Here is a 22627-nt window from a genome sequence, read left to right as displayed (position 1 = left end):
ACCAAGGGCCGATTGCCATTCCCACGGGCCGTCGCTACAGTGACGGCCCGTTTTTGTTGCCTTGCTAACGAATTATGACGCCCCTAGAACGATATCAAGCTGATCTGAAACGCCCGGAATTCTTCCATGACGCTGCGCAGGAAACCGCGGTGCGTCATCTGCAGCGCCTGTACGACGACCTGGTCGCGGCCGAGCAGAACAAACCGGGCCTGCTGGGCAAACTGTTTGGCAAGAAGGATCAGGCCCCGGTCAAGGGCCTGTACTTCTGGGGCGGCGTAGGTCGCGGCAAGACGTATCTGGTCGATACCTTCTTCGAAGCACTGCCGTTCAAGGAAAAGACCCGCACGCACTTCCACCGCTTCATGAAGCGTGTGCACGAAGAGATGAAGACCCTGGGTGGCGAGAAAAACCCGCTGACCATCATCGCCAAGCGTTTCTCCAACGAGTCGCGCGTGATCTGCTTCGATGAATTTTTCGTCTCCGACATCACCGACGCCATGATTCTCGGCACCCTGATGGAAGAGCTATTCAAAAACGGTGTGACCCTGGTCGCGACCTCGAACATCGTGCCCGACGGCCTCTATAAGGACGGTCTGCAACGCGCGCGTTTCTTGCCGGCCATCGCGCTGATCAAGCAGAACACCGAAATCGTCAACGTCGACAGCGGCGTCGATTATCGCCTGCGTCACCTCGAACAAGCCGAACTGTTCCACTTCCCGCTCGACGAAGCGTCCCACGAAAGCCTGCGCAAAAGCTTCCGCGCGCTGACGCCGGAATGCACGGCAGCGGTCGAGAACGATGTGCTGATGATCGAGAATCGTGAAATCCGCGCCCTGCGTACCTGCGATGACGTGGCCTGGTTCGACTTTCGCGAACTGTGCGACGGCCCGCGTAGCCAGAACGACTACATCGAACTGGGCAAGATCTTCCACGCCGTGCTGCTCAGCGGTGTCGAGCAGATGAGCGTCACCACTGACGACATCGCCCGACGCTTCATCAACATGGTCGACGAATTCTACGACCGCAACGTGAAACTGATCATTTCTGCCGAAGTCGAGCTGAAAGACCTCTACACCGGTGGCCGCTTGAACTTCGAGTTCCAGCGCACCCTGAGCCGTTTGCTGGAAATGCAGTCCCACGAATTCCTGTCCCGGGCGCATAAGCCGTAGGGCAATTCGGGAAATAATAAGGGCCTGCAGATGCAGGCCCTTTTTTTATGCACTGAAGATCCCCTGTGGGAGCGGGCTTGCCCGCGATAGCAGAGTCTCAGCAAAGTAAATGTTGCCGGACGCGACGCCATCGCGGGCAAGCCCGCTCCCACAGGGGTGTGTTTACTTAAAGTGCTACGCCGCCTGCTGAAACTGCTGCCGATACTGGTTCGGCGACAGTTCAGTATGTTGGCGGAACAGCCGTGCAAAGAAGCTCGCATCGTCATAACCGACTTCGTAGCTGATGGTCTTGATGCTCTTGCGGCTGCCGGACAGCAGACCCTTGGCGGTTTCGATGCGCAGGCGTTGCAGGTAGTGCAGCGGCTTGTCGCCGGTGGCGGTCTGGAAGCGGCGCATGAAGTTGCGGATGCTCATGCCGTGTTCGCGGGCGACGTCTTCGAAGCGGAATTTGTCGGCGAAGTGTTCTTCGAGCCAGTGCTGGATCTGCAGGATGATGACGTCCTGGTGCAGTTTCTGGCCGCCGAAGCCGATACGTCCCGGCGAGTAGCTGCGCTGCACTTCATAGAGAATATCCCGGGCCACGGCCTGGGACACATTGGCGCCGCAGAACCGCTCGATCAGATAGATGTACAGATCGCAGGCCGAGGTGGTGCCGCCCGCACAGTACAGGTTATCGGCGTCGGTCAGGTGTTTGTCCTGATTGAGGTAGACCCGCGGGAAGCGTTCGGCGAAGGCATTGAAAAAGCGCCAGTAGGTGGTCGCTTCCTTACCGTCGAGCAGCCCAGCCTCGGCCAGCCAGAACACACCTGTGGCCTCGCCACACAGAACCGCGCCGCGCGCATGTTGCTGGCGCAGCCAGGGCAGGACTTGAGGGTAGCGGCGGCACAAGGATTCGAAGTCATCCCAGAATGCGGGGAGGACGATGATGTCGGCGTTTTCCAGTCCGCCGTCCACCGGCATGATGACATCGCTGAAACTGTTTACCGGTTTTCCGTCGGGACTGACCAGTCGGGTTTCGAACGCGGGGACCAGGCCGTGACCCAGTTGTTTGCCGTAGCGCAGGCTCGCGAGGTGGAAGAAATCCTTGGCTTGCATGAGGGTGGAAGCGAAAACCCGGTCGATGGCCAGGATGCTGACGCGCCGCAAGGGCGTGGAGGCTTGGTTAGACATAATTCAACTTTATTCTTATAGGGGAAAGTGGTCACCAGACGGCTGGATCGTCTTATTTTTTGTCGGATGTGTCCAGTGTCCTGTATCGGACGCGGGGCTTAGTCTCTGAAGGTCAATGACGACAAAAAACAACGACAGGTGCCGCATGATCCCCAGAACCTTGTTCAGTTCCGAGCACGAACTTTTCCGCGATAGCGTGCGAACGTTCCTCGAAAAAGAGGCCGTGCCGTTCCATGGGCAATGGGAAAAACAAGGCTATATCGACCGCAAACTCTGGAACAAGGCGGGGGAGGCGGGGATGTTGTGCTCGCACCTGCCGGAAGAGTACGGCGGGCTGGGGGCGGACTTTCTCTACAGTGCGGTGGTGATCGAGGAGGTGGGGCGCCTGGGGCTGACCGGGATCGGTTTCTCGTTGCATTCGGACATCGTCGCGCCGTATATCCTGCATTACGGCAGTGAAACGCTGAAACACAAATACCTGCCGAAACTGGTCTCCGGAGAGATGGTCAGTGCCATCGCCATGACCGAGCCAGGTGCCGGCTCGGACCTGCAAGGTGTGAAGACCACGGCGGTGCTGGACGGTGACGAGTATGTGATCAACGGCTCCAAGACCTTCATCACCAACGGTTTTCTCGCTGACCTGGTGATTGTCGTGGCCAAGACCGATCCGAAGGCCGGCGCCAAGGGCACCAGCCTGTTTCTGGTGGAGGCCGATACGCCGGGCTTCGACAAGGGCAAGCGGCTGGAGAAAGTCGGCATGAAGGCCCAGGACACGTCGGAATTGTTCTTTCAGGACGTCCGGGTGCCGAAGGAAAACCTGCTGGGCCAGGCCGGGATGGGGTTTGCCTATCTGATGCAGGAACTGCCTCAGGAGCGCCTCACCGTGGCCATCGGCGGCCTGGCTTCAGCCGAAGCGGCGTTGCAATGGACCCTGGATTACACCCGCGAACGCAAGGCATTCGGCAAGGCGATTGCCGATTTCCAGAACACCCGTTTCAAACTGGCGGAGATGGCCACCGAAATTCAGATCGGCCGGGTCTTTGTCGACCGTTGCCTGGAACTGCACCTGCAAGGCAAGCTCGATGTGCCCACGGCGGCGATGGCCAAGTACTGGGGCACGGACCTGCAATGCAAGGTTCTCGATGAGTGCGTGCAGTTGCACGGCGGCTACGGCTTCATGTGGGAATACCCGATCGCCCGGGCATGGGCTGACGCGAGGGTGCAGCGGATTTATGCCGGGACCAATGAAATCATGAAGGAGATCATTGCGCGGTCGCTTTGATCTGCGGTGACTGTTGAATCGCCATCGCGAGCAGGCTCGCTCCCACAGGTACGGCGCAATCCCTGTGGGAGCGAGCCTGCTCGCGAATGGGTCTATGAATCAATCACGGGGCAGGGTTCGGATGATCCTTGTGAATCGCCTCGATCCCTTCCAGCACTTCCTCCGACAGTTTCAGATCAAAACTGCCAATATTGCTCTCCAGTTGCTCAAGCGTCGTCGCCCCGATGATGTTGCTGGTCACGAAAGGCTGTTGCGTGACGAATGCCAAGGCCATTTGCGCCGGGTCCAGGCCGTGCTCACGGGCCAGTGCCACATAGCGGCTGCACGCTGCTTCCGACTGTGGGTTGAAATAGCGGCTGAAGCGGCTGTAGAGGCTCAGGCGGCCTTTTGGCGGGCGGGCGCCACCTTCGTACTTGCCTGACAGGAAACCGAACGCCAGCGGCGAATAGGCCAGCAAGCCGCACTGCTCGCGAATGGCAACTTCCGCCAGGCCGACTTCGAAACTGCGGTTGAGCAGGTTGTAGGGGTTCTGGATCGACACCGCGCGCGGCCAGCCACGGGCTTCGGCGAGAGCGAGGAAGCGCATGGTGCCCCATGGGGTTTCGTTGGACAGCCCGATGTGGCGGATCTTGCCGGCCTTGACCTGTTCATCGAGGGCTTCGAGCGTGTCCTCCAGCGGCGTCAGATTGGCTTCGATCTTGTGCTTGTAGCCCAATTGCCCGAAGAAATTGGTGCTGCGCTCCGGCCAGTGCAGTTGGTACAGGTCGATGTAATCGGTCTGCAAGCGCTGGAGGCTCGCATTCACGGCCTCGGTGATGTGCTGTCGATTGTGCCGCAGGTTTTTGTCGCGGATGTAGTCGATGGTGTTGCCGGGGCCGGCGATCTTGCTGGCCAGGATCCAGTCGGCGCGATCGCCACGACTTTTGAAATAGTTGCCGATGTAGCGTTCGGTGGTGGCGTAGGTTTCGGCCTTGGGCGGCACCGGGTACATCTCGGCGGTATCGATGAAATTGATCCCGGCGCTCTTGGCCCGCTCAATCTGGGCGAAGGCTTCGGCTTCGCTGTTTTGCTCACCCCAGGTCATGGTGCCGAGGCAGATTGCACTCACGTTCAGATTGGTCCGGCCTAGCTGGCGATACTCCATCGGGGAGCTCCTTGGGTAAAACAATCATAAAAGCAGGTTGAAATATTTTTCGCAATCTGCATAATTGCGCACCTCTTTCTGCAGTGGAAGTGATGCGCCGCCGCCGAAGAATCTTGCCGTTGAACGGACGCGCCGACCCGAGCCCCCGAAAGCGTCTGTATCCGGCTGCCTTTGACTTGTCAAAGTACGCACTATTCAGTAAGATCCGCCGTCTAATTTACAGGGCGGCCCCTGAGGCTATAAAGAATGAAAACTTTTACTGCTAAACCGGAAACAGTAAAGCGCGACTGGTTTGTCGTCGACGCTGCTGGTCAGACCCTGGGTCGTCTGGCCACCGAAATCGCGAGCCGTCTGCGTGGCAAGCACAAGCCTGAGTACACTCCTCACGTTGACACCGGCGACTACATCGTCGTTATCAATGCCGAGCAGATCCGTGTTACCGGTGCTAAAACCACTGACAAAATGTACTACTCCCACTCCGGTTTCCCGGGCGGCATCAAGTCGATCAACTTTGAAAAGCTGATCGCCAAGGCCCCTGAGCGCGTGATCGAGACCGCGGTCAAAGGCATGCTGCCTAAGAACCCGCTGGGTCGCGACATGTACCGTAAGCTGAAAGTCTATGCGGGCGCTGCACACCCTCATACTGCTCAGCAGCCCCAAGAACTGAAGATTTAACGGAATAGTTCATTATGTCGGCGACTCAAAATTACGGCACTGGCCGTCGCAAGACCGCAACCGCACGCGTTTTCCTGCGTCCGGGTACTGGTAACATCTCCATCAACAACCGTTCGCTGGATAATTTCTTCGGCCGCGAAACTGCCCGCATGGTAGTTCGTCAGCCGCTGGAATTGACTGAGACTGTCGAGAAGTTCGACATCTACGTCACCGTGATCGGCGGTGGTGTAAGTGGTCAAGCTGGCGCAATCCGCCACGGCATCACCCGCGCTCTGATGGACTACGACGAAACTCTGCGCAGCGCTCTGCGTAAAGCTGGCTTCGTAACCCGCGATGCACGTGAAGTTGAACGTAAGAAAGTTGGTCTGCGTAAAGCGCGTAAGCGTCCGCAGTACTCGAAGCGTTAATTCGCTTCCACGTTCAAAAAAGAACGCCCAGTTTCCTCACGGAGCTGGGCGTTTTTTTGTGCCTGCGATTTATCAAAGAATTGCGCTGTGACAACTTGCCACATCCGTAGAAGCCCTATACTACAAGGCTTGGGAGGAGCGCCCCAGGGTAATTACCTTGTCAGAATTGGGGCTTTTCATTACCATTCGGCAAAATTTTTATAAGTACATAGTTTTATTTAGTAGATGCCTGATTTAACAGGCCACAAAGCTGATGGGAGAGGACTGAATGAGCAATGACGGCGTGAATGCAGGCCGGCGTCGCTTCTTGGTAGCAGCCACATCCGTGGTGGGTGCTGCAGGAGCGGTGGGGGCTGCGGTCCCGTTCGTGGGGTCATGGTTTCCCAGTGCCAAGGCGAAAGCCGCAGGTGCACCGGTGAAAGTGAATGTCAGCAAGATCGAGCCAGGCCAGCAGATGATTGCTGAGTGGCGCGGTCAGCCGGTGTTCATCGTCCGCCGTACACAGGAAATCCTGGGGAATCTGAAGAAGATCGAGGGCCAGTTGTCTGACCCGACCTCCAAGAACTCGACACAACCGACCTATGTCGATCCGCAAACCCGATCGATCAAACCTGAAGTTCTGCTGCTGATCGGTATCTGCACGCACCTGGGTTGCTCGCCGACATTCCGTCCCGAAGTCGCCCCCGCTGATCTGGGCAAGGACTGGGTAGGTGGTTATTTCTGCCCTTGCCACGGCTCCCACTACGATCTGGCTGGCCGCGTCTACAAGTCGCAACCTGCGCCTTTGAACCTGCCAGTTCCCCCGCATTCCTATGAGACCGATGAGATCATTGTCATCGGCGTCGATACGGAGAAAGCGTGATGAACAAGTTCATGGATTGGGTTGATGCACGCTTTCCCGCGACCAAAATGTGGGAAGACCATCTCAGCAAGTACTACGCCCCGAAGAACTTCAACTTCTTCTACTTCTTTGGTTCCCTGGCGCTGCTCGTTCTGGTCAACCAGATCGTCACCGGTGTCTGGCTGACCATGAGCTACACCCCGTCGGCGGAAGAGGCCTTCGCTTCCGTCGAATACATCATGCGCGACGTCGAGTACGGCTCGATCCTGCGCCTGTTGCACTCCACCGGCGCTTCGGCGTTCTTCATCGTGGTCTATCTGCACATGTTCCGTGGCCTGCTCTACGGTTCGTATCAGAAGCCCCGTGAGCTGGTGTGGGTCTTCGGCATGCTGATTTATCTGGCGCTGATGGCTGAAGCCTTCATGGGTTACCTGCTGCCGTGGGGGCAAATGTCCTACTGGGGTGCCCAGGTGATCATCTCGCTGTTCGGTGCGATCCCGGTCATCGGTAACGACCTGACCCAGTGGATCCGTGGTGACTACCTGATTTCCGGTATTACCCTGAACCGCTTCTTTGCCCTGCATGTGGTTGCCTTGCCGATCGTCATTCTCGGTCTGGTGGTGCTGCACATTCTGGCACTGCACGAAGTCGGTTCGAACAACCCGGACGGCGTGGATATCAAGAAGTACAAGGACGAAAACGGCGTACCGCTGGACGGCATTGCCTTCCACCCGTACTACACCGTGAAAGATATTGTCGGCGTGGTGGTGTTCCTGTTCATCTTCTGTTCCATCGTGTTCTTCTTCCCGGAAATGGGTGGTTACTTCCTCGAGAAGCCGAACTTTGAAGTGGCAAACGCCTTCAAGACCCCAGAGCACATCGCTCCGGTCTGGTACTTCACTCCGTTCTACGCCATCTTGCGTGCGGTTCCGGACAAGCTCTTTGGTGTGATCGCCATGGGCGCGGCCATCGCTGTGCTGTTCGTCCTGCCATGGCTGGACCGCAGCCCGGTCAAGTCGATGCGCTACAAGGGTTGGCTGAGCAAGATCTGGCTCTGGGTGTTCTGCATCGCGTTCGTGATCCTGGGCGTGCTGGGCGTATTGGCCCCGACCCCTGAGCGTACGTTGCTGTCGCAGGTATGTACCTTCCTGTACTTCGCCTACTTCATTCTGATGCCGTTCTACACCAGGCTCGAGAAGACCAAACCGGTTCCGGAAAGGGTGACTGGCTGATGAAAAAACTATTTGCTGTATTGATGCTTGCTGCGCTGCCAGTGTTCGCTTTTGCTGCTGAACACGGTGGCCCGGAGCTGGAAAAAGTCGACATCGACGTTTCCGATAAAGCGGCCATGCAGGATGGCGCGCGTACGTTCGCCAACTATTGCATGGGCTGCCACAGTGCCAAGTTCCAGCGCTACGAGCGTGTTGCCGATGACCTGGGCATTCCCCACGAGCTGATGCTCGAGAAGCTGGTGTTCACCGGCGCCAAGATTGGCGACCACATGAGCATCGGCATGCAGCCGGCTGACGCCAAGACCTGGTTCGGTGCTGCACCGCCCGACCTGACGCTGGTTGCTCGCGTTCGTGGTACTGACTGGCTCTACGGTTACCTGAGGTCGTTCTATGAAGACCCTTCGCGCCCTTGGGGTGTGAACAACAAGGTCTTCCCGAACGTCGGCATGCCTAACGTCCTGGTCGGCCTGCAAGGTCGCCAGGTCGTCGGTTGCAAGCAGGTTCAGATCGTCGAGGACGGGAAGAAGCAATATGATCCGTTGACCGGCACGGCGCTGACTCATGAGGCGTGCGATCAGATGACCATCGTGCCGAAGAGCGGTTCTTTGACCGAAGAGCAGTTCGATGAGAAGGTCAAGAATCTGGTAACCTTCCTGGCTTACTCGGCTAACCCGGTTAAGCTGCAACATCAGCGCATCGGTACGTATGTATTGCTGTACCTGGCGTTCTTCTTCGTATTCGCTTACTTGCTCAAGCGTGAATACTGGAAAGACGTGCACTGATAAAGCTTCAAGCACTTGCTGTTAATCGCGCGCGCCCAAGGGCGTCTCTGAAGGTGTAACGAGCCTGGCTGGCCAGGCGTTACGGGAGGCGCCCTTTGGGCGCGCTCGTTTTTCCGCTTTCGATAATGTCTACAAGCGAGGAGGATCGCCATGGGCGTGACCAATCGGTTGGCCTGTTACTCCGACCCCGCCGACCACTATTCCCACCGAGTGCGAATCGTACTGGCAGAGAAGGGTGTCAGCGCCGAGATCATCTATGTGGAAGCTGGTCGTCAGCCGCCTAAACTGATCGAAGTGAACCCTTACGGCAGTTTGCCCACCCTGGTCGATCGTGACCTGGCGTTGTGGGAATCTACAGTGGTGATGGAATACCTGGATGAGCGTTACCCGCACCCGCCGCTCCTGCCGGTTTATCCTGTGGCGCGTGCCAATAGTCGTCTGCTGATGCATCGTATTCAGCGGGACTGGTGTGGGCTGGTGGATCTGATTCTGGATTCGCGGACCAAGGAAGCCGCTCGCGCGGTGGCGCGTAAAGAGTTGCGCGAAAGCCTGACCGGCGTCTCGCCTTTGTTCGCCGACAAGCCGTTTTTCCTCAGTGAGGAACAAAGCCTGGTGGATTGCTGCCTATTGCCAATACTCTGGCGATTGCCGATTCTGGGTATAGAACTGCCACGGCCTGCCAAGCCGTTGCTTGATTACATGGAGCGCCAGTTTGCGCGTGAGGCTTTCCAGGCGAGTCTGTCTGGTGTCGAACGCGATATGCGCTAAGGCTTAAGGAGCCGCTATGAACTCCAGTCGACCTTATCTGGTCCGCGCGCTCTACGAGTGGATTGTGGACAACGATTGCACCCCGCACATGCTGGTCAATTCCGAATATCCATCGGTCCAGGTGCCGCAAGGTTTTGCCAGTGACGGGCAAATTGTATTGAACGTATCGCCACAAGCCGTGCGCCATTTGCACATGGATAACGAGGCTGTGAGCTTCGAAGGCCGCTTCGGTGGTGTGCCGCATACGCTGTATGTACCTATCGCATCGATCCTGGGTATCTACGCCCGGGAGAATGGTCAGGGTATGGTGTTCGATCTGGAACCGCCGATGGGCGAGGATGAAGAGATCGAACCGGATGACGATCTTCCGCCACCGGACAGCGAGCCACCGCGCCCTAGCGGTCGGCCAAGTTTGAAAGTGGTGAAGTAATAAAAAAGGCGATCCGGATGGATCGCCTTTTTTATTACTGTAGGAGCCGGCTTGCCGGCTCCTACAGGAAGGGGTATCAGTCGATGTACTCAAACAGTTTTACAATCTTCTGCACACCGGAAACACCCTGCACCAGATTGGTCGCCTGAGCCGCTTCCTGCTTGGTCAGCAGGCCGAGCAGATAGACGATGCCATTTTCGGTGACAACCTTGATCCGGGATCCGGGGATATTCGGGTCGGTGAGCATCTGGGTCTTGATCTTGGTGGTCAGCCAGGTGTCGTTCTGGCGTGCCAGCAGCGAGGAGGGTGGCAGGACTTGCAGTTCGTTATGCACGGTCTTCACGCGCTGAACGGCAGCAGCGGCCTGCTCGGCCTTGGCCTTGAGGTCTGCGCGCGGGGTTTGTCCGGCGAGCAGCACGACGCCATTGAAGCTGGTAACGACGATGTGCGAATCCTTGTCCAGGGCCGGGTCGGCCTTGGCGACGTTAACGCCAACCTTGGTGTCGATCAGGGAGTCGTCGATCTTGCTGCCCAGTGTGCGAGTACCGCGGTCATCTTCAATCGGTGCTTCACGGCTGGCAGTCACTACCGAGGTGCAGCCGCTGATGCCGAGGCACAGGGTCAAGGCCAGTAGGCCGAGGCGATTAGGGGTCATTCTTCACTCCCGAACAGTTGGCTGTCGATCAAGTCGCAAAGGCAATGGATCGCCAGCAGGTGGACTTCCTGAATACGTGCGGTGACATTGGCCGGTACGCGAATCTCCACGTCTTCGGGCAGTAGCAGCGATGCCATGCCGCCGCCGTCACGACCGGTCAATGCTACGACAATCATTTCGCGATCATGTGCGGCCTGGATCGCTTGAATAATGTTCGCCGAGTTACCGCTGGTGGAAATCGCCAGCAAAACGTCGCCCGGCTGGCCGAGAGCGCGGATCTGCTTGGAGAAGACTTCGTTGTAGCTGTAATCGTTGGCGATCGAGGTGATCGTCGAGCTATCGGTGGTCAGCGCGATGGCGGGCAGGCTTGGGCGCTCACGCTCGAAGCGGTTGAGCAGCTCGGACGAGAAATGCTGGGCATCACCGGCAGAGCCGCCGTTGCCGCAGGAAAGCATTTTGCCTTCGTTGAGCAGGGCGTTGACCATGACCTGGCTGGCTTGCTCGATGTGCGGTGCAAGTACGTCCATCGCCTGTTGCTTGGTGTCGATACTGGCCTGAAAAAGCTGGCGAATTCGGGATTGCATGTCCATCTGTGTGACCTTAATGAGCGCGGCTGTCCGGCACGTGAATGTGCAGCCCGCAAAGCAAAGAGCAAAAGTGTTGGGTGTTGTCCGGTTTCGGGTGCAAGCGATCAGCTGTCAAAGGCATTCTGTAACCAGTTCAACTGATCGGGGTCGCTATCAATGGCAACCACGTCGAAACGGCAAGGGGAATTGGCCCAGCGCGACTCGCGCTGAAGAAAATACTGCGCGGCAAAAATCAGTTTCTGCCGTTTGCGCTCATCGATGCTGCCGAGCGCGCCACCCCATTGAGTGTTTTTCCTGTAGCGAACTTCAACGAATACTACTGTATCGCCATCTAGCATGACCAGATCAAGCTCGCCGCGTTTACACAGCCAGTTCTGCGCCAGCAACCGCAGACCTTGTTGTTGAAGATGCCCGAGCGCCTGGCGCTCGGCATCTTTACCGCTTTGCTGGCGTGACCTGTCAGGCATTAGCGCGATGTGTCCGGCAGGCGCTGAACCTGGCCATTGACGAACTCGGCCCACGGCAACTGCCGCACGACGCGCTGGTTCTGCGTCATGCCCAGGCTGCCCGATTCGCCTTCGATGCGGCTGTCCGGCAGGGCCTTGAGTTGCCCCAGGCGCGGCGCCAGGCGATAAGCGTCGACACCCATGGCGTACAAGCGGCCCAGGCTGCCGGCTGCTTGTGGCCATTGAGCGGTGACTTGTTTGCGCAGCGGATCATTGGCGTCCAGCAACCACGGCGTTTCGCAGAAGCGGATGCCGTTCATGTCGTTGTACTGGTTCACATCGCCGCTGGCGCTGAACACGTGGGACGTGGCGTAAACCGGAACATCACCTGCGTACTGGAAGTTCAGGGTCGGTTTGATCTGTTGAGCCTGTTGCGGGGTGGCTGCCAGGAAGATGAATTCGATGTCCTGGCGACGGGAAGGCTGGGCGGCGACTTGCGAGCCGACGGTGCTTTGCAGGCTCTTGGCGCGACCTTCGCTCTGACGCAACTGGAACATGTCGGCAATCTGCTGGGCCAATTGAACCGGCTGGTCGACGCGTTCGGTGGCGACGATGCTGCCGCCGTTGGCCTGCCAGTCCTGGCTGAACGCTCGAAGTACGCGGTCGCCCCATTCGCCTTTCGGCACCATGATGGCAGCGCGATGCAAGCCGTCGGCGCGAGCGCGGCGAGACACTTCGCGGGCCTCGTCTTCAGCGGCCAGACCAAACTGGAACAATTGGGCCGGGCCTTGCTCGCCTTCGCTGTAGTTAAGCGCCAAGGTGGTGATCGGCAATTGCGGGCGAGTGCTCAGCTGTTTGACCAGCGGCTTCTCCAGTGGGCCAACGACCAATTGCACGCCATCGGCCTGGGCCTTGCGATAGAACTCGTCGAGGGATGTCAGGCGCGAGCTGTCATAAAACTCGATGGCTGGCGGTTTCTGCCCGGCTTGCTGCGCCTGGTAGTGAGCGGCCATGAAGCCTTCGCGCAATGCTTTGCCTACCGAGGCCAGCGGACCATCCTGCGGCAGCAGCAGGGCGATCTTGCTCAGGGACTGGCCGGCCAGTTCCTTGAGTTTGGTCAGTGGCAGTGGCAACTGAATGGCGGCCGGATGTTTCGGGTGCTGTGCGCGCCAGTTATCGATGGCGGCCTGCTGCTGTTCCACGGTGCCGGCAGTTTTTACCGCCAGTGCCAGGGCCATCCAGCCGCCGAGATCGTCGGACGTGTTCGGCTGCAATTGGTCGGTCGGCAGTGAGGCGATCAGTGCCCAGATCGCTTCGTGGTTTTTGCCGGCGGCGTCACCGCTGAGCATCGGCGCAATGAAGATACGTTCCTTTGCGGCGGCCAGGGTCTGGCCATCGGCCTCAAGCGCGCGAGCGCGAACGGTACCGGTGCGGACCTGTTGTTCTTGCGGCAATTCTGCCAGGCGCGCCATGCTCGGGTGGCTCAGGGCGGTCAGCGCGGCTTTCGGCTGGTTGCGGGTCAATGCCAATTCGGCGGCCAGTGTATTGGCGAAGACCTGCTGGCCGGGCTTGAGTTGCTCCACGGGCACTTGCTGCAGGATTTGCGCGGATTGGGCGGGATTGCCCTGGTGGTAAGCCAGGTCTGCAGCGCTCAGGCGCAACAGGGCGGCGTCCTCCGGCGATTTGCTTTGGGCGGCTTTCTCGAGCAGTTGCTCGATACTGGCATCCGGGGTCCGTGGTAGTTCACCAAGGCTGGAAGAGGGCGAGCTGGCGCAAGCCGCCAGCAAGGCAGCGAGGCAGAGGGCAGTGAACAGCCGCAGGCAAGCGATCATGTAAGTGTTCCTGATACTCGATCAAATTAGCGTGGAATTGTACCCAAGCGCTGGCCGGGGCGCGATGTTACTGGCGTGAATCGATCAATTTAGCTGGTGTAAATGTTGCGGTGCGGCACAAACCGCTGCAAAACCCGATGATGCTTGCGCATATCGCCAGCGTCGCTACGCGTTACAATGGCGGCTTTATCGATCATGAGGTGTGCGCTTTGACTGCTCCAGGTGCTTTGAATTCCGCTGCTGGCTCGCTTTATGTGGTGGCGACGCCCATCGGCAACCTGGACGACATCAGTGCGCGTGCGCTGAAAATCCTGCGCGAGGTCGCGTTGATCGCCGCCGAGGATACCCGGCACTCCCAGCGTTTGATGCAGCACTTCGGCATTCCTACGCCGCTGGCGGCTTGCCATGAGCACAATGAGCGTGATGAAGGCAGTCGCTTTATTACCCGCCTGCTCGCGGGCGACGATGTGGCGCTGATCTCCGATGCAGGCACGCCGTTGATTTCCGATCCGGGTTATCACCTGGTGCGCCAGGCTCGTGCAGCCGGGATCAATGTGGTGCCGGTTCCGGGCGCCTGTGCGTTGATTGCAGCATTGTCGGCGGCCGGGCTGCCCTCCGACCGTTTCATCTTTGAAGGTTTTCTGCCGGCCAAGGCTGTGGGAAGGCGCGCTCGTCTCGAGTCGATAAAGGAAGAGCCGCGCACATTGATCTTTTATGAAGCCCCGCACCGGATCCTCGAATGCCTGCAAGACATGGAGCTGGTGTTCGGCGCCGACCGTCCCGCATTGCTGGCGCGGGAGATCACCAAGACGTTTGAAACCCTCAAGGGCTTGCCACTGGCCGAGTTGCGCCAGTTCGTCGAGTCGGACAGTAATCAGCAGCGTGGCGAGTGCGTGGTGCTGGTGGCGGGGTGGTCGGCACCCGAGAGCGAAGACGCGGTCAGCAGTGAGGCGATGCGCATCCTCAACCTGTTGCTTGAAGAAATGCCGCTCAAGCGTGCCGCGGCATTGGCAGCGCAAATTACCGGTGAGCGCAAGAATGTGCTCTATCAGGTTGCGCTGGATAAACAGAAGAGCGAGTAAAAACCGACGCACTGGCATGGCCAAAGGCTTTTAGCGCTTGTTCTTCAAGCGCTCTGCCGTTAACCTTCGCGACGGAGAGTCGATCGGACAGTCGCTGCCCTCTATGAAAATTAGGGGGGGGAGGAAAGTCCGGGCTCCATAGGGCGAAGTGCCAGGTAATGCCTGGGAGGCGTGAGCCTACGGAAAGTGCCACAGAAAATAACCGCCTAAGCGCTTCGGCGCCGGTAAGGGTGAAAAGGTGCGGTAAGAGCGCACCGCACGTCTGGCAACAGCTCGTGGCTAGGTAAACCCCACTTGGAGCAAGACCAAATAGGGTCCCAAGGCGTGGCCCGCGCTGGGACCGGGTAGGTTGCTAAAGATGTCCAGTGATGGCCATCGTAGACGAATGACTGTTCAAGACAGAACCCGGCTTACAGATCGACTCTCCACCTTTTTTCTTCCCTCTGCTTAAATCATTGAGCAGGGTGGTGGTGATAGCAATTTCCCTCCTTTCAGAAACGTCGGCATTAACACTTTCGTAATACCAAAAAAATCTTACTCTTAATAAATTACTTTAACTTCCGAACGCAGCCCTCTGTGCTGATTCAAGTTATCGGGCAGGTGCATCTGCCGGATTCTCGTTACCCCTCCTTTTATGCTCCTAAATCTCAGTTCTGTAAGGGTTTTCCTTCAATCCGCGCCTTGACGGTGTGGTGGGCGCATTCCTATAGTGTGCGCAAGTGGCGGAAAGTGGCATGAAGTGGGTTTTTTGAGCGCAAAACGCTAATATTTGGAGAAACGCTGACGTGTTTCGCGGAGCCAACGCTATCAGTCTCGACGCAAAGGGCCGTCTCGCCATGCCGAGCCGGTACCGTGACGAGCTCGTTTCGCGTAGTTCCGGTCAGTTAATCGTCACAATTGATGCCGTTGATCCGTGTTTGTGTGTTTACCCCCTCGATGAGTGGGAAATTATTGAAACCAAACTGCGCGCACTGCCTTCGCTCCGTGAAGAGAACCGCCGCCTGCAACGTTTACTGATTGGTAATGCCGTCGACCTCGAGCTCGATGGCAGTGGCCGTTTCCTGGTTCCGCCGCGTCTTCGTGAATATGCCAAGTTGGATAAGCACGCGATGTTGGTAGGCCAACTGAACAAGTTCCAATTGTGGGACGAGGATGCCTGGAATGCGGTTTCTGCCGCTGACCTGGCTGCTATTCAACAACCGGGCGCCATGCCTGATGAACTGCGTGATTTGATCCTGTGACTATTGATAGCGGCTTTAACCACATCACCGTACTGCTTGACGAAGCCGTCGAGGCTCTCGCCGTACGCCCTGATGGCTGCTATCTGGATGGCACGTTCGGGCGGGGCGGGCATAGCCGGTTGATCCTGAGCCAACTGGGTCCTGATGGGCGGTTGCTCGGGTTCGACAAAGATCCTCAAGCGATTGCCACCGGGCAGACGCTAGCGGCCGAAGACGGCCGCTTTGTCGTTGTGCAGCGCAGCTTTGCCGAGCTTGGATCCGAAGTCGCCGAACGCGGACTGCAAGGTAAGGTCAGCGGCATATTGCTTGACCTCGGCGTGTCTTCGCCGCAACTCGACGACCCTGAGCGCGGCTTCAGTTTCCTCAATGACGGCCCCCTGGACATGCGCATGGACCCGTCCCGCGGGATCAGTGCGGCCGAGTTCGTCAACACCGCACCGGTGGAAGAAATCGCCCGCGTGTTCAAGGAATACGGAGAAGAGCGTTTTTCCGGGCGCATGGCCCGTGCTGTGGCCGAGCGTCGCGACATCAAGCCGTTCGAGCGTACCGGCGATCTGGCTGAAGTATTGAAAGTCGCCAACCCGGCGTGGGAAAAGGGCAAAAACCCTGCTACCCGTGCGTTCCAGGGGCTGCGCATTCACGTCAACAACGAATTGGGTGATCTGGAAACCGGCCTTGAAGCCGCCCTGGAGTGCCTGGAAGTGGGCGGTCGCCTGGTGGTGATCAGCTTCCATTCGCTCGAAGACCGTATCGTCAAACTGTTCATGCGCAAGCTGGTGAAAGGCGAAGCCGACAACCTGCCGCGCAACCTGCCGGTTCGGCATGTCGCTTTCGAACCGAAAATCAAAGTCCATGGCAAAGCACAGACGGCCTCCGACGCCGAACTCAAAGCCAACCCCCGTTCCCGTAGCGCTGTCATGCGCGTGGCGGAGAAGCTGCGGTGAGCAAGCTATTCGCCAAGCCACTGCCCGGCGGAAGCTTTTTCATGCTGCTGCTGTTCATTGGCGTGCTCGTGTCTGCCATCGGCGTGTCCTATAGCGCGCACTGGAATCGTCAGTTGCTGAACTCGCTGTACAACGAGTTGAGTGTGCGTGACAAAGCGCAAGCCGAATGGGGCCGGTTGATTCTCGAGCAGAGCACCTGGACTGCCCATAGCCGCATCGAAGTCCTGGCCACCGAACAACTGAAAATGCGCATTCCCGGTGCCGCCGAAGTGCAGATGGTGGCGCCATGATGAAACTCGAAGGCGCGCTCTTTCCCTGGCGGTTTCGCCTGGTGCTGGGTTTGCTCGGCGTCATGGTGGTGGCGATCGCCTGGCGCATCATCGATCTGCAAGTGGTCGACCGTGACTTCCTCAAAGGCCAGGGTGACGCGCGCAGCGTTCGTCATATCCCGATTCCGGCTCACCGTGGTCTGATTACCGACCGTAACGGCGAGCCTCTGGCCGTCAGTACGCCGGTCACTACCCTATGGGCCAATGCCAAGGAAATGCAGCTGGCCAAGGAAAAGTGGCCAGCACTGGCCGCCGCGCTGGGGCAAGATCCGAAAGCCCTGGCCGAGCGTCTCGAAGCTCAAGCCAATAAAGAATTCATTTACCTGGTGCGCGGGCTGACCCCCGAGCAGGGTCAGGCTGTGCTCGACCTGAAAGTGCCGGGTGTCTACGGAATCGAAGAATTTCGTCGTTTCTACCCCGCCGGAGAAGTCACCGCCCACATGGTTGGTTTTACCGACATCGACGACCATGGTCGAGAAGGTGTCGAGTTGGCCTATGACGAATGGCTGGCCGGGGTCCCCGGCAAGCGACAGGTCATCAAGGACCGGCGTGGCCGGCTGATCAAGGATGTCCAGGTCACCAAAAACGCCAAGGCCGGAAAGCCCTTGGCGTTGTCCATTGACCTGCGCCTGCAATATCTGGCCAACCGCGAATTGCGCAACGCGATCATCGAAAATGGTGCCAAGGCCGGCAGCCTGGTGATCATGGACGTGAAGACCGGCGAAATCCTCGCGATGGTCAACCAGCCGACCTACAACCCGAACAACCGTCGCAACCTGCAACCGGCGATGATGCGCAACCGCGCGATGATCGACGTGTTCGAACCGGGCTCGACCATGAAGGCGATCTCCATGAGCGCCGCCATCGAAACCGGACGCTGGAAACCGAGCGATACCGTCGAGGTGTACCCGGGCTCCTTGCAGATTGGCAAGTACACCATCAAGGACGTCTCCAAGACCGAAGGTCCGGTGCTGGATATGACGGGCATTCTGATCAATTCCAGTAACGTCGGCATGAGTAAGGTCGCGTTCGATATTGGTGGCGAAACCATTTTCCGCCTGGCACAAAAACTCGGTCTCGGCCAGGACACGGGTCTCGGCTTCCCGGGCGAACGTGTCGGCAACCTGCCGAACTACCGCGAATGGCGCAAGGCCGAGACGGCCACGCTGTCCTACGGCTACGGGGTCTCGGTGACGGCGATCCAGTTGGTCCACGCCTTCTCGGCGCTGGCAAACAACGGTCGCCTTGCGCCGCTGACACTGATCAAAACCGACAAAACGCCGCAAACCACCCAGGTGCTGCCGGAAGCAGTGGCGAAGACCATGCATGGCATGCTGCAGCAAGTGATTGAAGCGCCGCGCGGTGTATTCCGTGCGCAAGTGCCGGCGTATCACGTTGGCGGCAAATCCGGTACTGCGCGTAAAACCTCGGTCGGCACCAAAGGCTATGCCGAGAACTCCTACCGCTCGCTGTTCGCCGGTTTCGGCCCGATGAACGATCCGCGTTATGCCATCGTGGTCGTCATCGATGAGCCGACCAAGGCCGGTTACTTCGGTGGCCTGGTCTCGGCACCGGTGTTCAGTCGCGTGATGTCCGGCACCCTGCGCCTGATGAACGTCACACCGGACAACCTGCCACCTGTTCAACAAGCCAACGCCACCCCGGTCGTTCCGCTGAAAGCCAATGGAGGGCGCGGCTGATGTCATTGAGTCTGAACAAGATTTTCCCCCACGCCGGCCACGATCTGTTGATCCGTGAATTGGCGCTCGATAGCCGTAATGTGCGCGCCGGTGACCTGTTTCTCGCGGTGCCGGGCGGCAAGTTCGACGGTCGTGCGCACATTGGCGATGCGCTGCAGCGCGGTGCCGCTGCCGTGGCGTACGAAGTGGAAGGCGCTACCGTGCTGCCGATTACCGACGTGCCGTTGATTCCGGTCAAGGGCCTGGCGGCGCAACTGTCGGATATCGCCGGACGTTTTTATGGCGAGCCGAGCCATCACCTGAACCTGATCGGCGTGACCGGCACCAACGGCAAGACTAGCGTGACCCAGCTGGTGGCCCAGGCGCTGGACCTGCTCGGCCAGCACTGCGGCATCGTCGGCACCCTGGGCTCCGGTTTCTACGGTGCCCTGGAAAGCGGCCTGCACACCACGCCGAATCCGATTGCCGTGCAAGCGACCCTTGGTGATCTGAAAAAGGCCGGTGCCAAAGCCGTGGCCATGGAAGTCTCGTCCCATGGCCTGGATCAGGGGCGGGTCACCGCGCTGGCGTTCGACGTGGCGGTGATGACCAATCTTTCCCGCGATCATCTGGATTACCACGGCACCATGCAGGCCTATGGCGAAGCCAAGGCCAAGCTGTTCGCCTGGACCGATTTGAAATGCCGGGTGGTCAACCTCGACGACGATTTCGGTCGGCAATTGGCCGCCGATAAACGCGAGTCGCGGCTGATTACCTACAGCCTGCTCGACAGCAGCGCCTACCTGTATTGCCGCGAAGCGCAGTTCGGCGACGAAGGCGTGCGTGCCACGCTGGTCACGCCGCAGGGCGAGCACCACTTGCGCAGCACCCTGCTCGGTCGTTTCAACCTGAGCAACGTGCTGGCTGCCGTCGGCGCCTTGCTCGGTCTGGACTACGCCCTCGACGAAATTCTCAAGGTGCTGCCGAAGCTCGAAGGCCCCGCCGGTCGCATGCAACGCCTTGGTGGCGGCGCTCAGCCGCTGGTGGTGGTCGATTATGCCCACACCCCGGATGCCCTGGAAAAAGTCCTGACCGCGCTGCGTCCGCACGTCAAGGGTCGCTTGTTGTGCCTGTTCGGCTGCGGCGGCGACCGTGATCGCGGCAAGCGTCCACTGATGGCTGAAGTGGTCGAACGGTTGGCCGACGGCGTGCTGGTCACCGACGACAACCCGCGTACCGAAGATCCGGCGATTATTTTCGATGACATCCGCGCCGGTTTCACGGCTGTGGACAAAGTGACGTTCGTCGCTGGCCGTGGCCAGGCGATTGCCCAGTTGATCGCCGGCGCTTCGGCGGATGACGTGATCGTGCTGGCCGGTAAAGGTCATGAGGACTATCAGGAAATCAACGGCGAGCGCCATGCCTTCTCTGATCTGGTCGAGGCCGATCACGCCTTGACCGCGTGGGAGGTGGCCCATGCTTAAAGCCTTGAAACTCAGCGAACTGACCGGCGCATTGAGTGGCCGCCTGATCGGCGCCGATGCCAGCTTCGACGGCGTCAGCATCGACAGTCGCGCGATCAAGCCGGGTCAGTTGTTTATTGCCTTGGCCGGTCCGCGCTTCGATGGCCATGACTATCTCAATGACGTGGCGGCCAAAGGCGCCGTTGCGGCATTGGTCGAGCGCGAAGTCGCCGACAGCACACTGCCGCAATTGCTGGTCAGCGATACCCGTCAGGCATTGGGGCAATTGGGCGCACTGAACCGTGCAGCCTATAGCCATCCGGTGGCTGCGGTCACCGGCTCCAGTGGCAAGACCACGGTCAAGGAAATGCTCGCGAGCATTTTGCGCACCCGGGGCCCGGTGCTGGCGACCCGTGGCAACCTGAACAACGACCTCGGCGTTCCGCTGACCCTGCTCGAACTGGCGCCGGAACACACCGCCGCCGTGATCGAGCTCGGAGCCTCACGCCTGGGTGAAATTGCCTACACCGTCGCCATGACCAAGCCCCACGTGGCCATTCTCAACAATGCCGGGACCGCCCACGTGGGCGAGTTCGGCGGACCGGAAAAAATCGTCGAAGCCAAGGGTGAGATTATTGAAGGGCTGGATGCCGATGGCGTCGCCGTTCTCAATCTGGATGACAAGGCGTTCGACATCTGGAAGAAGCGCGCAGCCGGTCGCAAGGTGCTGACCTTCGCCCTGACCAACAGCAGTGCGGACTTTCACGCCAGCGACCTGGCCACCGATGCCCGCGGATGCCCGGCGTTCAACCTGCACACACCCGATGGTGTGGAGCGTGTTCAATTGAACCTGCTCGGCACCCATAACGTCGCCAATGCCATGGCCGCTGCAGCCGCCGCCCATGCACTGGGTGTATCGCTGTTCGGCATCGCCACCGGCCTGGGTGCGGTGCAACCGGTCAAGGGTCGCACCGTCGCACAACTGGCCAGCAACGGCATGCGCGTGATCGATGACACTTACAACGCGAACCCCACCTCCATGTGCGCCGCCGTTGATATACTCGCCGGCTTTTCCGGCCGCACCGTCCTGGTGCTCGGGGATATCGGCGAGTTGGGCGATTGGGCGGAGCAGGGGCACCGCGACGTGGGCGAATACGCCCGTGGCAAGGTTTCTGCGCTGTACGCCGTCGGGCCGATGATGCTTCACGCCGTCAACGCCTTCGGTCCACAGGCCTTTCATTTCAGCACGCAGGCTGAACTGATCAAGGCCCTGGGCGCCGAGCAAGACACAAACACCACCATTTTGATCAAGGGCTCGCGCAGCGCTGCGATGGAAAACATCGTCGCCGCTTTGTGCGGGACCAGTCTGGAGAAACATTAATGCTGCTGCTGCTAGCGGAGTATCTGCAACAGTTCTACAAAGGCTTCGCGGTCTTCCAGTACCTGACCCTGCGCGGGATTCTCGGTGTGCTGACCGCGCTGGTTTTGTCGCTGTGCTATGGCCCGTGGATGATCCGCACCCTGCAGAACCGTCAGATCGGACAATCCGTTCGCAATGACGGCCCGCAATCGCACCTGTCCAAGTCCGGCACCCCGACCATGGGGGGTGCGCTGATTCTGTCGTCCATTGGTGTCAGCACCCTGCTATGGGCAGACCTGACCAACCGTTATGTCTGGGTCGTATTGCTGGTAACGCTGCTGTTCGGTGCCATCGGCTGGGTCGACGACTACCGCAAGGTGATCGAGAAGAACTCCCGAGGCTTGCCGAGCCGCTGGAAATACTTCTGGCAATCGGTGTTCGGCCTGGGTGCAGCGATCTTCCTTTATATGACCGCCGCGACCCCGGTGGAAACCACCTTGATCCTGCCGATGCTCAAGGACTACAGCATTCCGTTGGGTGCGGGCTTCATCGTCCTGACCTATTTCGTGATTGTCGGTTCGAGCAACGCGGTCAACCTGACCGACGGCCTCGATGGCCTGGCGATCATGCCGACCGTGATGGTGGGCGGTGGCCTGGGTATTTTCTGCTACCTGTCGGGTAACGTGAAATTCGCCGAATACCTGTTGATCCCGTACGTACCGGGCGCGGGCGAGCTGATCGTGTTCTGCGGCGCATTGATCGGTGCCGGCCTCGGGTTCCTCTGGTTCAACACCTATCCGGCACAAGTCTTCATGGGCGACGTCGGCGCACTGGCGCTGGGCGCGGCCCTGGGCACCATCGCGGTGATCGTCCGTCAGGAAATCGTCCTGTTCATCATGGGCGGTGTGTTCGTGATGGAGACCCTGTCAGTCGTCATTCAGGTTGCTTCCTTCAAGCTGACCGGTCGCCGCGTATTCCGCATGGCGCCGATTCACCACCACTTTGAACTCAAGGGCTGGCCCGAGCCGCGCGTGATCGTCCGTTTCTGGATCATCACCGTGATTCTCGTGCTGATCGGCCTTGCCACCCTGAAGCTGAGGTAGAAATTC

23 protein-coding genes and 1 other RNA gene are annotated in these 22627 nt (G+C 59.1%); 18 read left to right on the top strand and 6 right to left on the bottom strand.

Features of this window, described 5'->3' with window-relative positions:
• Positions 1–74 precede the first annotated feature (74 nt).
• On the top strand, positions 75–1169 hold the full coding sequence (gene zapE / locus LAB08_RS25480) for a cell division protein ZapE (protein WP_096509138.1): 1095 nt from the start codon (positions 75–77) through the stop codon (positions 1167–1169).
• A gap of 174 nt (positions 1170–1343) precedes the next feature.
• Here zapE and LAB08_RS25475 read toward each other — a convergent pair whose 3' ends face one another.
• On the bottom strand, positions 1344–2264 hold the full coding sequence (locus LAB08_RS25475) for a GlxA family transcriptional regulator (RefSeq protein WP_172901650.1): 921 nt from the start codon (positions 2262–2264) through the stop codon (positions 1344–1346).
• 220 nt (positions 2265–2484) lie between these two features.
• Here LAB08_RS25475 and LAB08_RS25470 point away from each other — a divergent pair, with 220 nt between their 5' ends.
• Positions 2485–3621, top strand: a complete 1137-nt coding sequence (locus LAB08_RS25470) for an acyl-CoA dehydrogenase family protein (RefSeq protein WP_096509140.1) — start codon at positions 2485–2487, stop codon at positions 3619–3621.
• A gap of 103 nt (positions 3622–3724) precedes the next feature.
• On the opposite strand, the gene LAB08_RS25465 is transcribed toward LAB08_RS25470, so the two are convergent.
• Entirely contained in the window at positions 3725–4765 is a 1041-nt protein-coding gene (locus LAB08_RS25465) for an NADP(H)-dependent aldo-keto reductase (RefSeq protein ID WP_096509141.1), read from the bottom strand.
• A gap of 246 nt (positions 4766–5011) precedes the next feature.
• Here LAB08_RS25465 and rplM point away from each other — a divergent pair, with 246 nt between their 5' ends.
• From rplM to LAB08_RS25430, 7 genes are all read left to right on the top strand, one after another.
• Positions 5012–5440 (top strand): 50S ribosomal protein L13, encoded by a 429-nt coding sequence (gene rplM / locus LAB08_RS25460; protein ID WP_003228062.1) that lies wholly within the window; start codon positions 5012–5014, stop codon positions 5438–5440.
• A gap of 14 nt (positions 5441–5454) precedes the next feature.
• Positions 5455–5847 (top strand): 30S ribosomal protein S9, encoded by a 393-nt coding sequence (gene rpsI / locus LAB08_RS25455; RefSeq protein WP_003228056.1) that lies wholly within the window; start codon positions 5455–5457, stop codon positions 5845–5847.
• Positions 5848–6115: 268 nt separating this feature from the next.
• Positions 6116–6709, top strand: a complete 594-nt coding sequence (petA, locus tag LAB08_RS25450) for a ubiquinol-cytochrome c reductase iron-sulfur subunit (RefSeq protein ID WP_096509142.1) — start codon at positions 6116–6118, stop codon at positions 6707–6709.
• Entirely contained in the window at positions 6709–7920 is a 1212-nt protein-coding gene (locus LAB08_RS25445; RefSeq protein WP_096509143.1) for a cytochrome b, read from the top strand. Before petA ends, LAB08_RS25445 begins: the two co-directional genes overlap by 1 nt.
• On the top strand, positions 7920–8702 hold the full coding sequence (locus tag LAB08_RS25440; RefSeq protein WP_096509144.1) for a cytochrome c1: 783 nt from the start codon (positions 7920–7922) through the stop codon (positions 8700–8702). The genes LAB08_RS25445 and LAB08_RS25440 overlap by 1 nt, the downstream gene beginning before the upstream one ends.
• 150 nt (positions 8703–8852) lie before the next feature.
• The gene (locus LAB08_RS25435) at positions 8853–9470 is read left to right on the top strand and encodes a glutathione S-transferase N-terminal domain-containing protein (RefSeq protein ID WP_007989864.1); all 618 of its coding nucleotides are present in this window, start codon (positions 8853–8855) and stop codon (positions 9468–9470) included.
• Between the two features lie 16 nt (positions 9471–9486).
• Positions 9487–9900, top strand: a complete 414-nt coding sequence (locus LAB08_RS25430; RefSeq protein WP_096509145.1) for a ClpXP protease specificity-enhancing factor — start codon at positions 9487–9489, stop codon at positions 9898–9900.
• A gap of 76 nt (positions 9901–9976) precedes the next feature.
• Here LAB08_RS25430 and LAB08_RS25425 read toward each other — a convergent pair whose 3' ends face one another.
• From LAB08_RS25425 to LAB08_RS25410, 4 genes are all read right to left on the bottom strand, one after another.
• Positions 9977–10555 (bottom strand): BON domain-containing protein, encoded by a 579-nt coding sequence (locus tag LAB08_RS25425; RefSeq protein ID WP_096509146.1) that lies wholly within the window; start codon positions 10553–10555, stop codon positions 9977–9979.
• Positions 10552–11145 carry a phosphoheptose isomerase gene (locus tag LAB08_RS25420; protein WP_007928463.1) on the bottom strand — a complete coding sequence of 198 codons (594 nt, stop codon included), beginning with the start codon at positions 11143–11145 and terminating at the stop codon, positions 10552–10554. The genes LAB08_RS25425 and LAB08_RS25420 overlap by 4 nt, the downstream gene beginning before the upstream one ends.
• Before the next feature lie 101 nt (positions 11146–11246).
• Positions 11247–11609 (bottom strand): YraN family protein, encoded by a 363-nt coding sequence (locus tag LAB08_RS25415; protein WP_096509147.1) that lies wholly within the window; start codon positions 11607–11609, stop codon positions 11247–11249.
• Positions 11609–13420, bottom strand: coding sequence for a penicillin-binding protein activator (locus LAB08_RS25410; protein WP_096509148.1), 1812 nt, complete (start codon positions 13418–13420; stop codon positions 11609–11611). The genes LAB08_RS25415 and LAB08_RS25410 overlap by 1 nt, the downstream gene beginning before the upstream one ends.
• Before the next feature lie 209 nt (positions 13421–13629).
• Here LAB08_RS25410 and rsmI point away from each other — a divergent pair, with 209 nt between their 5' ends.
• From rsmI to mraY, 9 genes are all read left to right on the top strand, one after another.
• Positions 13630–14502, top strand: coding sequence for a 16S rRNA (cytidine(1402)-2'-O)-methyltransferase (gene rsmI, locus LAB08_RS25405; protein ID WP_096515200.1), 873 nt, complete (start codon positions 13630–13632; stop codon positions 14500–14502).
• A 75-nt stretch (positions 14503–14577) separates the two neighbouring features.
• An RNA gene (gene rnpB / locus LAB08_RS25400) (RNase P RNA component class A) lies at positions 14578–14931 on the top strand.
• Positions 14932–15287: 356 nt separating this feature from the next.
• The gene (gene mraZ / locus LAB08_RS25395; RefSeq protein ID WP_007989875.1) at positions 15288–15743 is read left to right on the top strand and encodes a division/cell wall cluster transcriptional repressor MraZ; all 456 of its coding nucleotides are present in this window, start codon (positions 15288–15290) and stop codon (positions 15741–15743) included.
• The gene (rsmH, locus tag LAB08_RS25390) at positions 15740–16687 is read left to right on the top strand and encodes a 16S rRNA (cytosine(1402)-N(4))-methyltransferase RsmH (protein WP_372237749.1); all 948 of its coding nucleotides are present in this window, start codon (positions 15740–15742) and stop codon (positions 16685–16687) included. The genes mraZ and rsmH overlap by 4 nt, the downstream gene beginning before the upstream one ends.
• Positions 16684–16977: a cell division protein FtsL gene (ftsL, locus tag LAB08_RS25385; RefSeq protein WP_003205353.1), complete on the top strand. Its 294-nt coding sequence runs from the start codon at positions 16684–16686 to the stop codon at positions 16975–16977. Before rsmH ends, ftsL begins: the two co-directional genes overlap by 4 nt.
• On the top strand, positions 16977–18716 hold the full coding sequence (locus LAB08_RS25380; RefSeq protein WP_172901652.1) for a peptidoglycan D,D-transpeptidase FtsI family protein: 1740 nt from the start codon (positions 16977–16979) through the stop codon (positions 18714–18716). Before ftsL ends, LAB08_RS25380 begins: the two co-directional genes overlap by 1 nt.
• The gene (locus tag LAB08_RS25375) at positions 18716–20179 is read left to right on the top strand and encodes a UDP-N-acetylmuramoyl-L-alanyl-D-glutamate--2,6-diaminopimelate ligase (protein WP_096509150.1); all 1464 of its coding nucleotides are present in this window, start codon (positions 18716–18718) and stop codon (positions 20177–20179) included. Before LAB08_RS25380 ends, LAB08_RS25375 begins: the two co-directional genes overlap by 1 nt.
• On the top strand, positions 20172–21539 hold the full coding sequence (locus LAB08_RS25370; RefSeq protein WP_096509151.1) for a UDP-N-acetylmuramoyl-tripeptide--D-alanyl-D-alanine ligase: 1368 nt from the start codon (positions 20172–20174) through the stop codon (positions 21537–21539). Before LAB08_RS25375 ends, LAB08_RS25370 begins: the two co-directional genes overlap by 8 nt.
• Positions 21539–22621 carry a phospho-N-acetylmuramoyl-pentapeptide-transferase gene (gene mraY, locus LAB08_RS25365; protein WP_008016698.1) on the top strand — a complete coding sequence of 361 codons (1083 nt, stop codon included), beginning with the start codon at positions 21539–21541 and terminating at the stop codon, positions 22619–22621. The genes LAB08_RS25370 and mraY overlap by 1 nt, the downstream gene beginning before the upstream one ends.
• Positions 22622–22627 lie beyond the last annotated feature (6 nt).

The sequence above is a fragment of the Pseudomonas izuensis genome, from assembly GCF_002356535.2.
In the GTDB taxonomy this organism is placed as follows: Bacteria; Pseudomonadota; Gammaproteobacteria; order Pseudomonadales; family Pseudomonadaceae; genus Aquipseudomonas; species Aquipseudomonas izuensis.
Note: the sequence above shows the minus strand (reverse complement) of the source record. Positions and strands in the feature narration are given on the sequence as shown.